This window comes from Herbidospora daliensis, assembly GCF_001570585.1.
In the GTDB taxonomy this organism is placed as follows: Bacteria; Actinomycetota; Actinomycetes; order Streptosporangiales; family Streptosporangiaceae; genus Herbidospora; species Herbidospora daliensis.
On record NZ_BBXF01000002.1, the window covers coordinates 441,065 to 459,938 of the forward strand.

21 protein-coding genes, 2 tRNA genes and 1 other RNA gene are annotated in these 18,874 nt (G+C 69.3%); 8 read left to right on the forward strand and 16 right to left on the reverse strand.

Annotated features, from left to right (window positions below; genetic code table 11):
* Nucleotide 1 precedes the first annotated feature (1 nt).
* Together AW274_RS08295 and AW274_RS08300 are read left to right on the forward strand one after the other, a co-directional pair.
* Nucleotides 2–796, forward strand: coding sequence for an SURF1 family cytochrome oxidase biogenesis protein (locus AW274_RS08295; protein ID WP_062430497.1), 795 nt, complete (start codon nt 2–4; stop codon nt 794–796).
* Between the two features lie 117 nt (nt 797–913).
* Nucleotides 914–2,062, forward strand: a complete 1,149-nt coding sequence (locus tag AW274_RS08300) for an amidohydrolase family protein (RefSeq protein WP_232320037.1) — start codon at nt 914–916, stop codon at nt 2,060–2,062.
* A gap of 7 nt (nt 2,063–2,069) precedes the next feature.
* On the opposite strand, the gene AW274_RS08305 is transcribed toward AW274_RS08300, so the two are convergent.
* The 5 genes from AW274_RS08305 to AW274_RS08325 all read right to left on the reverse strand — a co-directional run bounded on the left by AW274_RS08305 (nt 2,070) and on the right by AW274_RS08325 (nt 6,362).
* A complete protein-coding gene (locus AW274_RS08305; protein WP_062430499.1) occupies nt 2,070–2,438 on the reverse strand; it encodes a YkvA family protein in 369 nt (122 codons plus the stop codon).
* Between the two features lie 60 nt (nt 2,439–2,498).
* On the reverse strand, nt 2,499–3,446 hold the full coding sequence (locus tag AW274_RS08310) for an LLM class F420-dependent oxidoreductase (RefSeq protein WP_062430500.1): 948 nt from the start codon (nt 3,444–3,446) through the stop codon (nt 2,499–2,501).
* A 129-nt stretch (nt 3,447–3,575) separates the two neighbouring features.
* Complete coding sequence (locus tag AW274_RS41845) at nt 3,576–3,806, reverse strand: hypothetical protein (RefSeq protein WP_062430501.1); 231 nt, start codon at nt 3,804–3,806, stop codon at nt 3,576–3,578.
* A 1,151-nt stretch (nt 3,807–4,957) separates the two neighbouring features.
* Nucleotides 4,958–5,701, reverse strand: a complete 744-nt coding sequence (locus tag AW274_RS08320) for a bestrophin-like domain (RefSeq protein ID WP_198169092.1) — start codon at nt 5,699–5,701, stop codon at nt 4,958–4,960.
* Nucleotides 5,702–5,741: 40 nt separating this feature from the next.
* Nucleotides 5,742–6,362 (reverse strand): TetR family transcriptional regulator, encoded by a 621-nt coding sequence (locus tag AW274_RS08325; protein WP_232320038.1) that lies wholly within the window; start codon nt 6,360–6,362, stop codon nt 5,742–5,744.
* Nucleotides 6,363–6,722: 360 nt separating this feature from the next.
* On the opposite strand from AW274_RS08325, the gene AW274_RS08330 reads away from it, so the two are divergent.
* Complete coding sequence (locus AW274_RS08330; protein WP_198169093.1) at nt 6,723–7,157, forward strand: hypothetical protein; 435 nt, start codon at nt 6,723–6,725, stop codon at nt 7,155–7,157.
* Here the strand turns inward: AW274_RS08330 and AW274_RS08335 are convergent.
* The 5 genes from AW274_RS08335 to AW274_RS08355 all read right to left on the reverse strand — a co-directional run bounded on the left by AW274_RS08335 (nt 7,154) and on the right by AW274_RS08355 (nt 11,050).
* The gene (locus tag AW274_RS08335) at nt 7,154–8,227 is read right to left on the reverse strand and encodes an aspartate-semialdehyde dehydrogenase (protein ID WP_062430503.1); all 1,074 of its coding nucleotides are present in this window, start codon (nt 8,225–8,227) and stop codon (nt 7,154–7,156) included. The genes AW274_RS08330 and AW274_RS08335 overlap by 4 nt on opposite strands.
* The gene (locus AW274_RS08340) at nt 8,224–9,498 is read right to left on the reverse strand and encodes an aspartate kinase (RefSeq protein ID WP_030452665.1); all 1,275 of its coding nucleotides are present in this window, start codon (nt 9,496–9,498) and stop codon (nt 8,224–8,226) included. The genes AW274_RS08335 and AW274_RS08340 overlap by 4 nt, the downstream gene beginning before the upstream one ends.
* A gap of 91 nt (nt 9,499–9,589) precedes the next feature.
* Nucleotides 9,590–10,123 carry a DUF5063 domain-containing protein gene (locus AW274_RS08345; protein ID WP_062340963.1) on the reverse strand — a complete coding sequence of 178 codons (534 nt, stop codon included), beginning with the start codon at nt 10,121–10,123 and terminating at the stop codon, nt 9,590–9,592.
* Entirely contained in the window at nt 10,116–10,715 is a 600-nt protein-coding gene (recR, locus tag AW274_RS08350) for a recombination mediator RecR (protein WP_030452663.1), read from the reverse strand. Before recR ends, AW274_RS08345 begins: the two co-directional genes overlap by 8 nt.
* 2 nt (nt 10,716–10,717) lie before the next feature.
* Nucleotides 10,718–11,050, reverse strand: a complete 333-nt coding sequence (locus AW274_RS08355; RefSeq protein WP_198169094.1) for a YbaB/EbfC family nucleoid-associated protein — start codon at nt 11,048–11,050, stop codon at nt 10,718–10,720.
* Between the two features lie 278 nt (nt 11,051–11,328).
* Between AW274_RS08355 and AW274_RS08360 the strand changes: the two genes are divergently transcribed.
* Together AW274_RS08360 and AW274_RS08365 are read left to right on the forward strand one after the other, a co-directional pair.
* Nucleotides 11,329–12,663 carry a helix-turn-helix domain-containing protein gene (locus tag AW274_RS08360; RefSeq protein WP_062430504.1) on the forward strand — a complete coding sequence of 445 codons (1,335 nt, stop codon included), beginning with the start codon at nt 11,329–11,331 and terminating at the stop codon, nt 12,661–12,663.
* Between the two features lie 11 nt (nt 12,664–12,674).
* On the forward strand, nt 12,675–13,139 hold the full coding sequence (locus AW274_RS08365; RefSeq protein ID WP_062430505.1) for a hypothetical protein: 465 nt from the start codon (nt 12,675–12,677) through the stop codon (nt 13,137–13,139).
* Here AW274_RS08365 and AW274_RS08370 read toward each other — a convergent pair.
* Nucleotides 13,136–15,664, reverse strand: coding sequence for a DNA polymerase III subunit gamma and tau (locus tag AW274_RS08370; protein ID WP_062430506.1), 2,529 nt, complete (start codon nt 15,662–15,664; stop codon nt 13,136–13,138). The genes AW274_RS08365 and AW274_RS08370 overlap by 4 nt on opposite strands.
* A 31-nt stretch (nt 15,665–15,695) precedes the next feature.
* Nucleotides 15,696–15,793: signal recognition particle sRNA small type (gene ffs / locus AW274_RS08375), an RNA gene on the reverse strand.
* Between the two features lie 87 nt (nt 15,794–15,880).
* Here ffs and AW274_RS08380 point away from each other — a divergent pair.
* Nucleotides 15,881–15,969: transfer RNA gene (locus AW274_RS08380), tRNA-Ser, on the forward strand.
* Between the two features lie 149 nt (nt 15,970–16,118).
* Here AW274_RS08380 and AW274_RS08385 read toward each other — a convergent pair.
* A complete protein-coding gene (locus AW274_RS08385) occupies nt 16,119–16,544 on the reverse strand; it encodes a hypothetical protein (protein WP_062430507.1) in 426 nt (141 codons plus the stop codon).
* 39 nt (nt 16,545–16,583) lie between these two features.
* On the opposite strand from AW274_RS08385, the gene ypfJ reads away from it, so the two are divergent.
* Nucleotides 16,584–17,441, forward strand: coding sequence for a KPN_02809 family neutral zinc metallopeptidase (gene ypfJ, locus AW274_RS08390; RefSeq protein ID WP_062430508.1), 858 nt, complete (start codon nt 16,584–16,586; stop codon nt 17,439–17,441).
* Between the two features lie 33 nt (nt 17,442–17,474).
* Complete coding sequence (locus AW274_RS08395) at nt 17,475–17,765, forward strand: type II toxin-antitoxin system VapB family antitoxin (protein ID WP_030452656.1); 291 nt, start codon at nt 17,475–17,477, stop codon at nt 17,763–17,765.
* A gap of 51 nt (nt 17,766–17,816) precedes the next feature.
* Here the strand turns inward: AW274_RS08395 and AW274_RS08400 are convergent.
* From AW274_RS08400 to AW274_RS08410, 3 genes are all read right to left on the reverse strand, one after another.
* Nucleotides 17,817–17,904: transfer RNA gene (locus tag AW274_RS08400), tRNA-Ser, on the reverse strand.
* 23 nt (nt 17,905–17,927) lie between these two features.
* Entirely contained in the window at nt 17,928–18,362 is a 435-nt protein-coding gene (gene tadA / locus AW274_RS08405; protein ID WP_062430509.1) for a tRNA adenosine(34) deaminase TadA, read from the reverse strand.
* Nucleotides 18,363–18,383: 21 nt separating this feature from the next.
* Nucleotides 18,384–18,866, reverse strand: a complete 483-nt coding sequence (locus tag AW274_RS08410; protein ID WP_062430510.1) for a tRNA adenosine deaminase-associated protein — start codon at nt 18,864–18,866, stop codon at nt 18,384–18,386.
* Nucleotides 18,867–18,874 lie beyond the last annotated feature (8 nt).

An 18,874-nucleotide genomic window follows, 5' to 3' on the forward strand; every position in this document is an offset into this window, starting at 1 on the left:
CGTGTACCGGTTCCTGCTGACCCCTCGCTGGCTGGCGCTTCACGTCGTCGTGCTGCTGGTGATCCCGGCCTTCGTCTTCCTCGGCCGGTGGCAGTTCGGCCGGTGGGAAGACCGCTCCGCCGCCGAAGACCGCAACGCGACCAATCTGGCCGCGCCTCCGGTGCCGGTCGGCGATCTGACGAGCGTGGGCGGGGCCGTACCGGAGAAGGACAAGTTCCGCAGGGTCACCGCCACCGGCGCCTACGACCCGGCCCACGAGCTGCTGGTCCGCAGGCGCACCCAGAACAGCCGGGTCGGCTTCTACGTCCTCACCCCGCTCAAGACCGCCGACGGCGCGGTGCTGGTGAACCGCGGCTGGGTCGCGGCCGGCGCGACCATCGACACCCTGCCCGAGGTGCCGCCGCCCCCTGGCGGCGAGGTGACATTGACGGGCCGTCTGCGCCCCGCCGAGACCACCGAGACGACCGGCATCATCGACCGCAAGGGCCTCCCGGCGGGCCAGGTCCTGCTGATCGACGACCGCCCCATCGCCGGCCTGGTCGGCTCCCCCCTCTACGGCGGCTACGTCGACCTCATCGAACAGCGGCCGAGCGCGGAAAAAGCGCCCGAGCCCGTGCCCGCCCCGGAATCGGGTGGTGGCGGAGGGCTCAATCTGGCCTACGGAGTGCAGTGGTGGCTGTTCATCGGGGTGGCGATCGGCGGCTGGATCCTCCTGATCCGGCGAGAGCTTCACGACCGGCGCGAAAGTACTGATAATGGTGGGGCGTCCGAGGCCACCAGCCACGCCGCGACCTGAACCAACGGATACCAACCGGAGACCTGCCAGCTTGTTTGGCGTTATTCCTTGGCCCTAACGTTGAATGCTGTGAGTACCCCGCTGCTTCCCGACCCTGAGCCGAGGCGGCGGGATTTTGTGATCATCTCAGTCGATGATCACGTGATCGAGCCGCCCGACGTCTTCGAGAACCGCCTCGCCGCCAAGTTCCGCGACGCGGCCCCCAAGGTCGTCGACACCGACAGCGGCCACCAGGTGTGGCGCTACGGCGGCGCGACCTACCCGGCCGCCGGCATCGACGTCGGCGCCGGCCGCCCCCGCGAGGCGTGGACCCTCGACCCGGTCCGCTTCGACGACATGCGCCCCGGCTGCTACGACGTCGACGCCCGCATCGAAGATATGGACCGTGCCGGAATCTGGGCGGCCCTGAACTTCCCCGGCATGCTGGCCACCCAGGCGGGCGTCGCCTTCGCCCGCACCCGCGACCAGGATCTCGGCTTAGCCCTGGTCAAGGCCTGGAACGACTGGCACGTCGACGTGTGGGCCGGCACCTACCCCGAGCGCGTGATCGCCCTCCAGCTCCCCTGGTTGCCCGACCCCGAGGTCGCCGCCAAGGAGATCAAGGCCAACGCGGCCCGCGGCTTCAAGGCCGTCGTCTTCCCCGAGTTCCCCACCCGCCTGCGCCTGCCGTCGATCCACAGCGGCCACTGGGATCCGTTCCTGGCCGCCTGCGAAGAGACCGGCACGGTCGTCTGCCTCCACACCGGCGCGTCGTCGTGGGCCCCGGTGCCCTCGCCCGACACCCCCATAGAGGCGATCACCACCCTGATGCCGTCGACGGCGATGTTCGCCTGCGCCGACTGGTTGTGGTCGGGCATCCCGCTGCGCTTCCCCGGCCTGCGCATCCTCATCGTCGAGGGCGGCGTGGGCTGGCTCCCGATGCTGGCCGAACGCGCCGACTACGCCCTCGACCACCCGGTGTCGAGCGAGTCGGCCTGGGACGGCGGCCTGCGGCCGAGCGAGGTCCTGCGCCGCAACTTCTTCTTCGGCACCCTCGACGACACCGCCCTGAGCGGGGTGCGCATGGCCGTCGGCATGGAACACGTGCTCCTGGAGAGCGGCTACCCCCGCGCCGAGTCGTCGTGGCCCGACACGCAACACTCGGTCGCCCGGCGGCTGGGCAACCTGCCGCCGGCCGACATCGCGCGGGTGGCCTACGGCAACGCCGCCCGCCTCTTCGGCCACCCGCTGCCGTCGCGGGCGTGGTTGCGCATGGAAGAGATCTGACCCGACGTCACCGGCGGCGGCGCCGCTCGACCCCCGGCTGGGGGGCGAGGGCGAGGTTCCGGCGCTCCCAGTCGACGTAGCGCCCGCTCTCGCCCAGCAGCGACGTCGCCAGCCAGAGGAAGACACCGAAGTCGTCGACCACACCGAGCGCCAGGAACAGCGCCTCCGGGACGACGTCGACCGGGCTCACGATGTAGAGGATCGCGGCCCCCATCAGGGCCAGCTTCCCCTTGCCGAGCTCGCGGTAGTCACCGCGCATCGCACCGGCCAGCATGCGGGGCAGGGCGCGGACACGGGCGCCCAGACCCGGACTGCCCGGCCTGGAGATGTCCTGGTAGGCCTTGTACGCCTGCGCAGCCCGTCGTGCCTTGACCATGATTGCCTCCCTGCCCGGCCATTTGCCCCGATAACGGAGGACTTTGCGGCGTTGGTTCCGTTACCTCGGGGCCAGATTCCTAACCGTTTGGTCCATCGGCAGGTCACCGAGGTCAAGCGGGGCCAGAACCGGCGTGGAGAGGCCGTTCCGAACGTACTCGTTCACCCGCGCCCGGCACTGCTCCGCCGTGCCATGGATGATCAGATCGTCGACCACCTCATCGGGGATGGCCTTGAGCGCCCCGGCACGATCCCCGGCCGCCCACGCCTCGTGCATCGGCCGCAACACCTCACCCCGCCCGAGCCAGTCGTGAAACGCCGCGTACACGGGCACCGTGAGATACCCGGCGATCATCCGCCGCCCCACGGCCCTGACCCGATCGACATCGTCACTGACGATGACGAAGAGCCGCGCGATCAGCTCGGTCTCGTCGCCGATCACCCCCCGAACCTTCTGTACGTCACCCGGAGACAACCAATTGGTGATCACCCCATCGGCCTCGGTGGCGGCGAGCCGCAACATCCGCGGTCGTAGGGCGGCCAGCACGATCTTCGGCGGGGTCGCGGGCGCCCGCTCCAGCTTGAACCCCTTGACGGCGAAGGTCTCATAGGTCTCACTGACCTTCTCCCCGTTGAGCGCCGCCCGGAGGAACCGCAACGTGTCACGCGTGCGGGCGTAGGGCTTCACGAACTCCCCGGCGTTCCACCGCTCGACGATGGCAGGAGACGAGGCCCCGATCCCGAGCAGAAACCGCCCAGGAGCCCGATCGGCGACCGTGGCCGCCGTCATGGCCAGCAACCCCGGCCCACGCGTGGAGACCGGAACGATGGCCGTCCCGAGCCGCAGTTCCGGAGCCCACTCGGCGGCCAGCGCCAGCGGAGTGAACCCGTCGTTCCCGTTGACCTCGGCCGACCAGGCGTCGGTGTAACCAAGGGAAGGCAACTCGGCGATCAGGTCTCGATCGAGCCCGCTCCCCGCGAACGGGATGGTGATTCCCCAACGCGCCACAGTTGCCCTCCCGGCTTCTTCGATTGTGAGGGCACGAGCATACCAACCGTTCGGTACGTCGGGTAAATGCCCTCTGAGCTGCTAGAACGAAGAAATGGCAGATATCCCGGTGGAAGTGAGAACGTCCTGTCACGCGGAAATGCGCGGACCGTGGGTCGAGGTGACCTGCGAACGAAGCGAAACGGTCCGACCGCCCGGGGCGTGGCCGACGCCGCCTCGACCGGCGTCGGCCGGGGAGTCGGGGTGGGTCTGGCTGCCGGTGGTGCGTCGGCCGACGCGGGCGTTCCTGGCTGTGCCGGTGACGATTCCGGTGCTGATCAGACCGGTGGTACTGGTCCGGGTGCCGGCGAGCACGCTCATATACATGCCTGGCGCGCCGCGTCCGGTGTATCTGCCTCTAGCGCCGCGTCCGGTATATCTTCCGGGCGCGCCGCGTCCGGCGATGCTGCTGCCCATCGCCATCCGGATCCCGCCTGCGAAGCCGCTGACCATCAAAATCCCGGTCGCCACATTCCTGGCCCAACTCGTGGACACCACCCACGCGGAACCCGTTGTGGAGACCGCACCTGTAGACAGACCAGTCGTGGAGACCATCCCGGCAAATGGGCCGCCTGTGGATACGGTCGTTGTGGATAGACCGCCCGTAGATCGAAGCGCCGCCCACAACCTGGCGGCAAACAATGCGACTACGAGTTCACCCGCCACGACCCCATCAGCTGTGGATAAGCCCGCAGAGACGCAAGCCGCCCACAATCCCGCTGGGGAAAACCCCACTGTGGATAGACCGGCTGTGGATAGACCGGCTGTGGATAGACCGGCTGTGGATAGACCGGCTGTGGATAGACCGGCTGTGGATAGACCGGCTGTGGATAGACCGGCTGTGGGAGAGCTATCCACCGCAGTTCCTGTGGACAAGGCATCGCCCCAAGGTCAAGCCACTGCGCCGGAGCACGGCCCCGGCCACCCCATCAATCCGAAGGCGCTCACTCAGCCCGTACAGGCAAAAACCTCGAAGGCCCCCTATAAGCCGGCATTCGGCGAGTCCCCAAAACGCCCTGCTAATCCAGCGAATCCGCCTGCCCAGAACTCGCCGAGTGAGAACACGCCCGCCGAAGCGCAGGCACCGGCCAGTGCGACCGCGCCCAAGCCGCCCGCTCTCGCGCCCGTCCCGGCACCTGCGACCAAACCTGCCGCCAGGACTGCCCCGGAATCGGCTCCCGGCCCTGCTGCGGATCCCGCTACCAACCGTGCTGCGACTCCCGGTGCGAACCCCGCTGCCGGTCCTGCTGCCGATCCCGCCTCGGATCCCGCTGCTCCGCCCGGACCAGGCGTTCCCCCTGCCGAAGCGCCCGGGCCGGTGCGGATCGACTCCGTTCCGCTGGCCGACGGGGCGATTGCGCGGGCGCGGAAGCGGATGGCTCAGGCAGCCACCACGCATCGCCCTACTGATCGGGAGGCCGTCGTGGTCGTGCTCTTCACGGGGGTGATCGCCGTCGCGGCCGGGGCGGTGCTCAGGCGGCGCCGGCGTTAGGGAGCAGGCGGTCGATCTCGTCGTATCGGACCTGGGCCTCCTTGAGGGGCCCCGGGTCCACCGCGCCCTCGATCCCGTATGGCTGCGAGATCAGGTGGATCACCACGATCCCCGTCACCACCGTCGCGACCCGGACCACGTCGGCGATCACTGACGGCAACGTCGGCCGGCGGCGCAGGGCCCACGGCAGGGCGATCACCAGCAAGCCCGACACGACCATCGACACCATGAAGACCGATTCCAGGCCCGACGTCGCGTTGTCGGCTCGAACCGTTCGGGCGTGCGACACCTCCGCGGCACGGGCCAGGGCTTCCGCGCGCAGTTCCGAGTCGGTCGCGGGCAGCTTCAGCATCGCGGTCCGCAGCGAGTCCAGGGTCACTCCGGTCCGCGCGTCCAGGGACGCCTCGCGCATGCGGGGCCAGTCGAGTTCGACCGTCTGGGTCGTGTACGCCCGCACCAGATCCCGCACCTCGGCCGACTGCGGCAGCGGCGCCACCGCCCAGTACAGCTCGACCAGGCTCTCCGATTCGGCCCGCACGTCGGCGTCCGAGGCCGAGATGGCGTCGCGGCACAGCACGACCGCGTAGGCCACGACCACCAGGAACACCGCGAGGGCCAGGTTGACCGCGAAGTCGATGGGCCCGGCGCCGCCCTCCTCGTCGGACCGTCCGCTGCGTCGCAGCCACGTCAGCACCGCGAACAGGGCCACCACGACAATCGCCACAAACCCGAAGACCCATACCATGTGACTGAGAGTAATCAGATCATTCCCGCAATTCGCGGACCACCTCGATGAAATCTCGTGTCACACCACGCAAACCCGGCAGGTAGGAAAGCGCGACCAAACGATCGACCAAGGGCACGCTGCGGTCGATGAGCCGATAGGTGCGTTCGCATCCGGGCGAGGTGTCGTGCACCCAGAAAAGCACCACCCCCATCGACAGCAGCCACAGGAGTTCGGGCAGTTCGGCCCGCAATTCCGGGTCCATTCGGTCGGCGCAGCCCTCGACCACCTCGCGATAGAGCGCCACCGAGGAATCGCGTGCCGGGGCCGATTCGGCGCTGAAAGGGCTCAGCGGATTGTCGGGCTCGGCCGCGTGCTTGAAGAATTTCACCGCGAACGCGTGGTAGGGCTCGGAAACCCGGACCCACGCGCTGAGCACGCCGTGCAGCCGGGGCGCGAACGCCCTTTCGCGGGCGAGGATTTCCCGGCTGGCCGCCTCGTGGGCCGACTGGGCCTGGTCGTAATAGGCCTGGATCAGCTGTTCTTTGGAAGCGAAGTAGTAATAGGCGCTGCCGACGGAAACCCCGGCCTCGGCCGCGATCGCGCGCATCGTCGTCGCGTCGTACCCCCGCTCACGGAAAAGCCGCAGCGCGGTCTCCACGATGAGATCCCTGCTCGACCTGGGCACATCGGTCACTGTACGTCTCCAGCCCCCGTCAGGTCATGAACCCACCAGATGATGGCCGAGTTACCCCAAACACTCCGCCTCTCCGAGGGTGGCTCACCCCCGGGCGTGGGAGTTAAGCCATTGATCAAGCTCCCCCACCGCGCTACGGAGAGTAATGGGGGAAGTAGAATGACCCAACGCACGACCGGCTGGAGTGTCACCGGGTTGACCGTTCTCGCCTTGGTCACACTCCCCGGCCAAACGGCCGCCGCCGACGCCCAACGCGCCAGACCGGAGCTGACCTTCCGCCCCGTCGAAGCGCCTCAGGGGGTGCGCACCGCATTCCGTACGGGAGTGCTGAAAGTGCGTTACTGGACCTGGCGCCGCGCGATGAACACCCGCCTGCACCACAACTACGCGATGAACCGAATACGGAAGGCGGGCCTCGGCTGGCGTTCCACCGGCAACTGCGTCGACAAGCACCGCCCGACGTGTACGTCGCTGCACACCGTCAGGCTCGGCACCCTGCTGAAGACGATCGAGCTCAAGCGCATGTCGGGTTGCCGGCTGATCGTGACCGGCGGCACCGAGACCGGGCACGCCGTCGGCACCTACAGCCACGGCAACGGCTGGAAGATCGATCTGGCTCCCAGCCGCTGCCTCGACCGCTACATCACCCGCAAGCTCGAACCGAACGGCAAACGCGGCGACGGCTCCCAGCTGTACGTCTCTCCCGAGCAGGACCTGTTCGCCCGGGAGAGCGACCACTGGGACATCCTGTTCCGCTAGGCGGTGTATTCGGTGGCGACGATCAGCTCGGCGATCTCGGCCGCGTTCAGGGCCGCGCCCTTGCGCAGGTTGTCGCCACACACGAACAGGTCGAGCGTGTTCGGGAAGTCGAGGGCCTGCCGCACCCGGCCGACGTAGGTCGGGTCGGTGCCCACGACGTCGATCGGCATCGGGTAGAGCCCGTTGGCCGGGTCGTCGACCAGCACGACGGTCGGCGCCGCCTCCAGGATCCGGTGGGCGTCGGCCACGGTGATCTCGCGCTCGAAGGTCGCGTGGACCGCGAGCGAGTGGGTGGTGATCACCGGGACGCGCACGCAGGTCGCGGAGACCTTCAGCCCGGGGATGCCGAGGATCTTGCGCGACTCGTTGCGCAGCTTCAGCTCCTCGGACGCCCAGCCGTCTTCCTTGAGCGAGCCCGCCCACGGCACGACGTTGAACGCGACCGGCGCCGGGAAGGTGTCGTCGCCGTCGCCGAGCTTGTTCTGCAGGACCTTGCGCACGTCACCGGCGGTGGTGCCGACGGTGCGGTCTCCGGCCAGGGCCTCGACCTCGTCGTACAGGCGAGCGGAACCGGCGACCCCAGCGCCCGAGACGGCCTGGTAGGACGCCACGACGAGCTCCTTGAGCCCGAACTCCTCGTGGAGGGCGCCCATGGCGGCCATCATCGACAGGGTGGTGCAGTTGGGGGTCGAGACGATGCCCAGCGGCCGGTTGGCGGCGTCGGCCGGGTTGACCTCGGGGACGACCAGCGGGACCTGCGGGTTCATGCGGAAGGTGCCCGACTTGTCGATGACGGTCGCGCCGCGCTCGGCCGCGATCGGCACCCAGGTGGCCGACACCTCGTCGGGCACGTCGAAAATCGCGATGTCGACGCCGTCGAAGACCTCGGGGGTCAGCGCCTGGACGACCACGTCTTCGCCGCGGACCTGCAGGACCTTGCCGGCCGAACGGGCCGAGGCGACCAGGCGGATCTCGCCGTAGACGTCGTCGCGCCCGGAGATGATCTCGCGCATGACGGTGCCGACGGCACCGGTCGCGCCCACGAGGGCGAGGGTGGGCTTGGTGCTCATCGGCCGGTTCCTCCGTAAACCACAGCTTCAACCTGGTCGGCGTCGAGATTGAACGCCGAGTGTGCGGCGTTGACCGCCGCGTCGACCTGATCCTGGTCGACGATGACCGAGATGCGGATCTCCGAGGTGGAGATCATCCCGATGTTGACGCCCGCGTCGGCGAGCGCGCCGAAGAACTTGGCGGTGACGCCCGGGTGGGAGCGCATGCCCGCGCCGATCAGCGAGACCTTGCCGATCTGGTCGTCGAACAGGAGCGTCTCGAAGACCACCTGGTCCTGCATCTTCTTCAGGGCCGTGAGCGCGGTGGGGGCGTCGCTCGTCGGCAGCGTGAAGGAGATGTCGGTCCGGCCCGTCGCCGCCGCCGACACGTTCTGCACGATCATGTCGATGTTGATCTCGGCGTCGGCCAGCGTGCGGAAGATGGCGGCAGCCTCTCCGACCTTGTCGGGCACGCCGACAACGGTGATCTTGGCCTCGCTCCGGTCGTGTGCCACGCCGGAGATGATGGGCTGCTCCACTTCGGTTCCTTCGGTCGCGGGGTCGGAGGTGACCCAGGTGCCTTCCTTGGTGCTGAACGAGCTCCTGACGTGGATGGGGAGGTTGAACCTCCGCGCGTACTCCACGCAGCGCAGGTGCAGGATCTTCGCGCCGCACGCCGCCATCTCGAGGGTCTCCTCGTACGAGATGCGCGGGATCTTGCGAGCCTTAGAGGCGACCCGGGGGTCGGCGGTGAAGATGCCGTCGACGTCGGTGTAGATCTCGCACACGTCGGCCCCGAGGGCCGCGGCGAGGGCGACGGCGGTCGTGTCGGAACCGCCGCGCCCCAGCGTCGTGATGTCCTTCGTGTCCTGCGAGACACCCTGGAACCCGGCCACGATCGCGATGTGGCCCTTGTCGAGGGCGTCGCGCAGGCGGCCGGGCGACACGTCGATGATGCGCGCCTTGCCGTGGATCGAGTCGGTGATCACACCGGCCTGCGACCCGGTGAAGCTGCGCGCCTCCTGGCCCAGGTTGGCGATCGCCATCGCGAGCAGCGCCATCGAGATGCGCTCGCCGGAGGTCAGCAGCATGTCGAGCTCGCGGCCCGGAGGCAGCGGCGACACCTGCTGGGCGAGGTCGAGCAGCTCGTCGGTCGTGTCGCCCATCGCGGAGACGACGACCACGACCTCGTTGCCCGCCTTTTTCGTGGCGACGATCCGCTGCGCGACACGCTTGATGCTCGTGGCATCGGCGACGGACGAACCACCATACTTCTGGACAACGAGCGCCACTGGATCTCTCCGAACGAATCAGGACGTGGAGTTCACAGTTTAGCTACGCACCCCAGAGGGCCAACTGAGTTAGCCCAGCATGTGGACAACCTCAGACCGCGGTGACCTCTTCAGCCACATCGAGCCGCGTGTGGGCCACCAGCGCCTGCAGCGCCCGCAGGGCCGCGCCGGCGTGGTTGCCCCAGGTGTTGAAGTAGGAGTACTGCCACCACCAGATGGCCTCGAGCGGCCGCCCCGCCTTGTAGTGGCGCAGCCCGTGGATCAGGTCGGCCGCCACCGCCGTCAGGTCGTCGGAGAGCCGGTAGGGGGTCACCGTGGTGTCCTTGTAGGGGTCGAACACCTCGGCGTAGTCGTCGACCGGGCCCAGCCGGGCCGCCAGCGCCACCCTCAGCGGGTCGATGTCGGGGTCTTCGCTGAGGGCGGGCTCGACGTTGCCCTGCAGGATCACGTCGTGAACCGCGGCGAGCTGGGAACCGGCCAGGCTGACCTGGGCGACCTCCACGAGCAGCAGCGGGAGGATGGCGTTGCCGCCCTCGCCCCCCGCCAGCCGGGTCAGGCCGTCGAGGTAGTTCTGGGCGTGCCCGGCGACCCGGTCGGCCAGGTCCTTCCACTCGTCGTCAAACATCCAGCAGTCTCCGTCCTTCGAAAGCGCGGCCCAAGGTGACCTCGTCGGCGTACTCCAAGTCGCCGCCGACGGGCAGACCGCTGGCCAGCCGAGTGACCTTTAAACCCATCGGTTTGACGAGCCGGGCCAGATAGGTGGCCGTGGCCTCGCCCTCGAGGTTCGGGTCGGTGGCGAGGATGAGCTCGGTCACCTCGCCGTCGGCGAGCCGGGTCATCAGCTCGCGAACCCGGAGGTCGTCGGGACCGACCCCGTCGATGGGACTGATCGCGCCCCCCAGCACGTGGTAGCGCCCCCGGAACTCGCGCGTCTTCTCGATCGCCACGACGTCTTTCGACTCTTCGACCACGCAGATGACGTGGGGGTCGCGACGCTGGTCGCGGCAGATCCGGCACTCCTCCTCGGAGGCCACGTTGCCGCACACGCGGCAGAACCGCACCTTCTCCTTGACCTCGAGAAGGGCGTGGGCCAGCCGTTTGACGTCGGCCGGATCGGCCGACAGCAGGTGGAACGCGATGCGCTGCGCGCTCTTGGGACCGACGCCGGGCAGCAGGCCCAGCTCGTCGATCAGGTTCTGGACGACGCCTTCGTACATATCTAGAAACCTGGGAGCTGACCGAGGCCTTGCGACAGCGGGCCGAGCTTCTCCTGCTGGAGCTCGCCGGCGGCGCGGACGGCGTCGCGCACGGCCGCGATGACCAGATCGGCGACGGTCTCGGCCGTCTCGGCGGCGTCACCGGAGTCGATGACCTTCGGGTTGATCTTCAGTTCGAGCAGCTCGCCACTGCCGTTGACGGTCGCCACAACCAGGCCCCCGCCCGCGCTCCCCTGAACCTCGGCGTCGTTGAGCTCCTGCTGCGCCGAGACGAGCTGCTGCTGCATGAGCTGAGCCTGCTCCAGCAACTGCTGCAGGTTGACTTCTGGGTTCACAATCGTGCGCTCCTCAGCGACCGGCGACGTAGTTCGTCCCGACCGAGCCTACGGTGTTTGCCGCTCATCTGACACCGGAGCACGGAGCGTGTTCATTGGTGCGGCCCTGGCCGGGTCCCGGCCCCCCTCCAAGCGTCCGAGACCCGGCCTTTCCACCCCGGGTCGGCCGCGGCCCGGAGTGGCGGAACCAAACGTAGGCACTGGAACGTTGCATACAGGTTGCGATCAATCGGTTACTCCTGGAGATTGTGGATCAGCATCCGGGAGGGTTGGGGCCTGTGAGATCACGCGACACGATCATCTCGGCGTCATGGCGCCGTTCACTCGCCGCCGGGGTCGACCCCGGCGTCCGCGCGGCCCCGCTGGTCTACGACCCCACCGACGTCCCGGCCGCCCGCGCCGCGCATCCGCTACGTGAGCTGATGCCCCTTCTCCGCCACACGCTGTTGCAGATCGCCGACGAGGCGGCCCACATCATGGTGGTCACCGACGCCGCCGGGAACATCCTCTGGCGCGACGGCCACCACGAGGTCCTCCGCCAGGGCGACCGCATCGGCCTGGCCGACGGTTTCGCCTGGTCGGAGTCCGCCGTCGGCACCAACGGCATCGGCACCGCCCTGGCGGCCGGGGTCCCCACGAGCGTCTACGGCGAGCAGCACCACATCGAGGTCCTCCACGGCTGGTCGTGCGTCGGCGCCCCGATCGTCGACCCCGACACGGGCGCGGTGCTGGGCTGCGTCGACATCAGCGGCATCGCCAGTTCCCTGCCCCCGGCCACGGTCGCCCTGGTCGGCGCGGCCGCCCAGCTGGCCGAGAGCCACCTCGCCCTGCGCATGCGGGAGAACGACGAGCGCATCCGCACCCGCCACGCCACCCGCTCGGGCCTGCTGGTGTCGTGCAGCGGCCGGGTCATCGCCGGAGAACGGTTCCAGGGGGAACGTGTTTCACTCCCGTCAGAGGGCGGCCGGGTCGTGCTGCCCGACGGCCGCGTGGGCGACGTGGAGTTCCTCGGCGACTCCTACCTGGTCGACTGCCGTCGCGGCGGCCCGCCCCCGCTGTCGCTGACCCTCCTCGGCGGCACCCCGTTCGCCGACTACAGCGGCCGACGCGTGCCCCTCTCGCTGCGCCACGCGGAGATCCTGACCCTCCTGGCCACCCACCCGCGCGGCCTGACCGCCGAACAGCTCTCCTTCCTCCTGTACGGCGACGACGGCAACCCCGTGACCATCCGTGCGGAGATCCACCGGCTCCGCGCGCAGCTGCCCGGCGCCGTGGCGGCGAAGCCATACCGCCTGGTCGGCGAGGTCGACACCGACCTCCAGACGGTCCGCAGGGCGTTGTCCACCGGCGACCTCGACACGGTCGTCAACCGCTACCAGGGCCCGCTGCTGCCCCGGTCGGAGTCCTTCGAGATCCGCCGCGAAAGGAACGAACTGGAAGCCCGCGTGAGGTCCGAGATCCTGGGCAAGGGGTCCGCGACGCACCTTTGGAGTTATGCACAGACCAGCGGAGGCCACGACGACGTCGCGATCCTGGAGCGCATCATGTCGATCGTCCCGGCGGACGACCACCGACACGCGGCTGCGTCGGTCCGCCTCACCCACTCCTTCTAGGGAGACCTTCGATGATCGGCACGCTCCTCATGGCCGGCCTCCTCGTCCTGTCGGCCCCCGCCGGCGGCTCTCCGGGCCGCGACGGCGGCACCCTCGACGGCTTCGCGATCACTCACGTCCCGGCGGGGGCCGGGCCCTCGGTGAGCGACTTCGAGTCCGAATGGGAAGACGTGACCTTCGCGACCCGCGTCTGGGAACGCGAGACGCCCGACGGCCACCAGGCCGACCTCCGCGTCGCCGTGCTGCGCGGCGAGGCGCTGACCGACCTGCCGTCGCTGCGGGAGTTCCTGACCGAATACGACGAGCGCGACGGCTGGAACCTCAAGGAGTTCTCGAAAGACGGCACCCCCGGCCTGGCGACCGACACCGAGGCCTTCTGGCTCGACTCACCCGGGGTGGCGCTGACGGTCCGCATCACCGAGAACCCCCTGACCACCGACGACCTGATGGACGTCGTGCGGGGAATCGGCGATTAGGAGTGGTCGATCTCCTGGATGACCCGGCCGCCGAGCTCCTTCTGGAGCAGCGCCAGCCCTGAGAGGCCGTCGGTGTCGACGTCGGCGTCGTTGTCGGGGTCGACGTCGTCCACCTCCGACTTCTTCGAACGCGACGGCACCGCGTCCGGCCAGGCCTGCCGGGCGGGCGCGGCGGCCGCCGCCTGCCGGGGCGCCGCCGCCCGTGGCGGAGGGGCCTCGTAGTCGGACTGCGGGGCCGGCCGTTCGAACTCGTCGGTCGGCGCATCGGGCCACGACTCGTCGGTGGCGGCCTTCTCGGGCTGCTTACGAGCCGGGGCGGCCTCCCGGGCAGGCTGAGTCGGCGGAGCGGGCGCAGGCGGGGCGGCCGCCTGAGCCTGCTGCACCGGCTGCGCGGGCTGAGCGGGTTGAACCGGCGGTGCCGGCGGCGGAGACGGCTGGGACGGACGAGCAGCCTGCCCGCCTCCGGTACCGCCCACGACGACGTCGACCCGCCAGCGGCCTCCGAGCACGTCACCGAGGGCCGCGGCGACGACCTCGTCACGCTTGCCCTTCAGGAAGCCCTGAACGTCGCCCGGCTTCTCGAACCCGACCGTCACCACGTTGCCCTCGGCCCCAAGCAGGCGGCCCTGGGCGTTGAGGATCATCCAGGCGACCCGCTGCCGGTTCTTGACCGCCTCCAGCACCTGCGGCCACACCTGCGCCACCACACCCACTCCAGCGGCCGCCTGCGGGGCCTGAGCGGGCTGGGGCGCCTCGGCCTGCTGCGGGGAAGCCGGAACGTCGGCGGGCCGGCCACCGGACCCGGGCTTGACGGCTGTAGGCCAGTCACCGGCCGGGGGAGCGGCAGGCTGGGCCGCTTGGGCCTGGGTCGCGGGCCCGCCCGAACCGGGCTTGACCGTCTCGGGCCAGTCGTCGGCCGAGCCACCCGCCGCCGGTCGGCCGTTGACCTGCCCGGCACCAGGCTGGGCATCAGAGGAACCGGTCTGAGCGGGCGATGCCCCGGTCTGCTGACCCGAGCCATGGTCCTGCTGCGCACCGGGCATGCCCTGCTGAGCCCTGAGCTGCGGGCTTTGCCCCATTTCCGCGGCACTGTTGGGCGCTTGGTCCTGATAGGCACCGCGCTGCGAGGTCTGGCTTTGATCAGCACCGTGCTGCGGGGTCTGCACCCCCGGGGCGCTCTGCGGCGAAGCCTGCCCTTGATAGGTCCCTGCCTGCGGCGCCTGACCCTGATACGCCGCTTGTGGAGCCTGCCCCTGATACGCCCCAGCCTGGGAAGCCTGCCCCGCGTGGCCGCCATGCTGGCCGACGACGTGAGCCGTCGCCGGACCGCCCGCCGGGTATGCCGCAACCTGCCCGCGCGCCCCCGCGACCCCGTCGCGCTCCAGCCGCTCCAGGCGGGTCATCATCGCCGCCTCGCCGCCTTCGGCCGCAGGCAGCAGGATGCGGGCGCACATCAGCTCCAGGAGCAGTCGGGGCGACGCCGCCCCCCGCATCTCCGTCAGCCCCGCGTTGAAAATCTCCCCCGCCCGCGTCAGCTCGGCGGGCCCCATCGCGGCCGCCTGCCCCTGCAGGCGCTCCAGCTCGTCGGCGGGCCGGTCGAGCAGCCCGTTGGCCGCCGCCTCGGGCACGTTCGCCAGGATCACCAGGTCGCGGAACCGCTCCAGCAGGTCGGTCGCGAAGCGGCGCGGGTCGTGGCCGCCCTCGATCACCCGGTTGACCGCCTGGAAGACCTGCCCGCCGTCACGCCGGGCGAAGGCGCCGACGATCTCGTCGAGGAGGTCGCCGTCGGTGTAGCCGAGCAGGGACACCGCACGCGAGTAGGTGATCCCGTTCTCGTCGGCGCCGGCCAGGAGCTGGTCGAGGATCGACAACGAGTCGCGGGCCGACCCGGCCCCGGCGCGGACCACCAGAGGAAGCGCGGCCGGCTCGTAGGGCACCGACTCCGACGCGAGGATCTCCTCCATGAGCGCTTTCAGCGTCGCCGGAGGCATCAGCCGGAACGGGTAGTGGTGGGTGCGCGACTTGATCGTCCCGATGACCTTCTCGGGCTCGGTCGTCGCGAAGACGAACTTCAGGTGCGGCGGAGGCTCCTCGACGAGTTTCAGCAGCGCGTTGAAACCCTCGCGGGTCACCATGTGCGCCTCGTCGATGATGTAAATCTTGAACCGCGCCGACACGGGCGCGAAGAAAGCGCGTTCACGCAGGTCACGCGCGTCGTCGACACCACCGTGAGAGGCGGCGTCGATCTCGATCACGTCGAGGTGGCCGGGCCCGGTCGGGGCCAGCGCGACGCACGACTCGCACACGCCGCAGGGATCGGGAGTCGGCCCCTGCTCACAGTTGAGGCTCCGGGCGAGGATCCGCGCGCTCGACGTCTTGCCGCATCCACGAGGGCCGCTGAAGAGGTAGGCATGGTTCACGCGCCCGCTTCTGAGAGCCTGGCGGAGCGGATCGGTGACGTGCTCCTGCCCTTTGACCTCTGCAAACGTCCCAGGACGGTATTTGCGGTAGAGCGCGAGACTCATGAACGGTCTCCTCGGGGAGAGCAGAACCGGAAGCAAAGAACCCCCCGCACACCCGCCAGAGCCCGCTTATCCTTGCTGCCTTCCGGCCCTGGGGAGGTTCACAGGATGACGCCGCGCGAGGGGTCCGAGGACAGTCTAGCCGCCAGCCGCACCACCTGTGCCCAGCCCTCCGATTGGAAGGACGGCGCATGCGCCAAGTCATGTAAGCTTCTCGGCGGAGGATTCGCCTAGTTGGCCTAGGGCGCACGATTGGAAATCGTGTTTCGGGAAACCGATCAGGGGTTCAAATCCCCTATCCTCCGCCACCAGAAGGGGCAGGTCGCACAGCCGACCAGCCCCTTCTTTCTTTTTCCGTTACGGCTCCGCCCACCCCGGCACCGCCCGCCGCCCCGGCTAAGGCCGCAACCGGCGCCAACCGCCCGCGCCGGCTACGCCCGCGACGAGAAATCTGCTCTCACCCCAAGCCGCTGTCGTCCCTCTCCCGCCCTGGGGGACCACCGCCCCAGTTTCCAGCGATCCAGACCCCACCTGGTTCCGGCCAATCGTCGTGTGCCTGGCGAGTCCGCCACCGCTTCACGTATTCGCCGATCTCGGCCTCCGTCTTCGGCAGGGCCAGCCACTCCTCCGCCGCCAGCCGGACCTCCCGCATCGCGATCGTGTCGGTCTCGTCGCCGTAGTCGACGGGCCAGTGGTCGAAGATGTCGTCGATCTCCATCCAGACGGGATAGACGTCGACCAGGTGATCGATCCCGTAGTCGAGGAGGCTGCCCGCGGACCGGAGGAAGGGATCGCGCATCTCCTCCGGGTCGTCGTGGGCGAGGGCGGCCCTCAGGAGCCGGTCCAGCTCGGCAATCAGTTCGGCCTCTTCCGCGGTGCTCATCCCCGCATGATCGCTCATCGGAAGGGCAGTAGCGCGCCCATGGATTTCGATGACCAAGCGCAACTCGACTCGTCTCAGGTCGAGAACCGTGGCCGGGGCGGGATCCCCGGTGGCGGGCTTGCGATCGGCGGTGGCGCGGCCGGCATCATCGCGTTGATCGTCGCCCTCGTCTTCGGCATCAACCCCGGTGACATCACCGGCGGGGGAGGCTCGGAGAACCCGGCCGTCCAGCCCTCCAGTGACCTCGGCGAGAAGTGCAAGACCGGCGCGGACGCCGACCAGGACGAGCAGTGCCGGGTCGTCGGTGTCGTCAACAGCTTGCAGGACTACTGGGCCACGCAGGTCGACGGCTACCAGAAGGCCAAGACGGCGCTCTTCGAGCAGGGCGTGCAGACCGAGTGCGGCGCGGCCGACTCGGCCGTGGGGCCCTTCTACTGCCCGGTCGACCGCTACGTCTATCTGGACCTGAGCTTCTTCAACCAACTGGAATCGCAGCTGGGCGCGGCGAACACCCCGTTCGCCCAGTCCTACGTGATCGCCCACGAGTACGGCCACCACGTCCAGAACCTCACCGGCACCCTGGAGCAGAGCGGCGGCGAGGGGGCCGACAGCGGGTCGGTCCGGGTGGAGCTCCAGGCGGACTGCTACGCGGGCGTCTGGGCCAAGAACGCCGTCGACACCGGCTTCTTCGCCAACGCGTTCACCGACAAGGACATCCAGGAGGCGCTCGACGCCGCCTCGGCGGTCGGCGACGACTCGATCCAGCGCAAGAGCGGGGGCCAGGTGAACCCCGACGCCTTCACCCACGGCACCTCGGAGCAGCGGGTCACCTGGTTCACGAACGGCTACAAATCAGGAGATCCAGCACGATGTGACACGTTCTCCGGGTCGATCTGACCCTGGCCACCTTCGTCTCATAAACTACATAGCGTGATCTTTAAGTTGGTCGGCGACGAACGCCCTTATCCCGAGCACGGCCTCGGGCATCGCGAGTGGGCGCAGATTCCGCCCCGCCAGGTCAGACTGGACGCGCTCATCACCACCAAGGCCAACCTCGACCTGCACTCGCTGCTGGCCAAGGACTCCACCTTCTACGGTGACCTCTTCCCACACGTCGTCCAGTGGGAGGGCGAGCTCTACCTGGAAGACGGGCTCCATCGGGCCCTGCGTGCGGCGCTGCACCAGCGCTCGGTGCTGCACGCGCGGGTGCTCGAACTCTGAGGCGGAAACGAAAAGACCCGGTGTGATGATCACACCGGGTCTTCGTATGCGTGGCGGTGGTGGTGGGATTTGAACCCACGGTAGGTTGCCCTACACGCGCTTTCGAGGCGCGCTCCATCGGCCACTAGGAGACACCACCGCAGAGCAGCTTACCGGAAAAGGTCACTGCTCGCGCCTCGCGGCGAAGAAGGCCGAAAGCAAGGCAGAACATTCCTCTTCGCGTACGCCCATGACCACCTCGGGCCGATGGTTGAGCCGCCGGTCGCGAACCACGTCCCACAACGACCCGACGGCCCCGCCCTTCTCGTCGACGGCCCCGTAGACGATCCTGTCGACCCGAGAGAGCACGGCGGCCCCCGCGCACATCGTGCAGGGCTCCAGCGTCACGACGAGGGTGCAGCCGGACAGCCGCCATTGCCCCAGCGCCGCGGCCGCGGCCCGCAGGGCCAGGATCTCGGCATGGGCGGTCGGATCGCCCGACGACTCGCGCGTGTTCGAGGCCCGCGCCAGCACCCGGTCTCCGGACACGACGACGGCGCCCACGGGCACCTCACCCCGCTGCGACGCCTCCAGGGCCTCGGCGAGGGCCAGGCCCATCACCTGGTCGTACAGAGAAGATCACCTGAGCCGGTCGAGCTCTTCGCCGAAGGCGAGGCGCTCGGCGACGACCGACAGGACGTCGGCGGGCAGCATGCCCTCCTCGACGCTCAGCTCCAGCAGCTCCTCGGCGCGCAGGCCGAAGTCGGCCAGCAGCTCGAAGTCGCCGCCGGGGCGGACCCCGAGGTCGGGCGTCTCCTTGTCGACGGCGATGCCGGCCAGCTCGGCGAACAGCTCGCCGAGCGGGTCGGTGGCCCCGGCCTGGGCGTCGGACAGGAACACCCTCGGGTCGAGGTCGCCCTCGTAGCGCACGAGGGCGAACCACTCGTCTTCGACCTCGACGCACAGGAGCACCAGCTCGTCGCCCGTCAGGGCGAGGGCCTCGCTCACGGCGTCGCCGACGTCGTCGGCGATCTCGGCTTCGGACAGGTCGACCTCGGCCCCCGACCAGCGGCCGTTGGTGCGCAGGAAAGCGGCGGCGAAGAGATTGGTTCGCGTGGGCATGGCGAGGT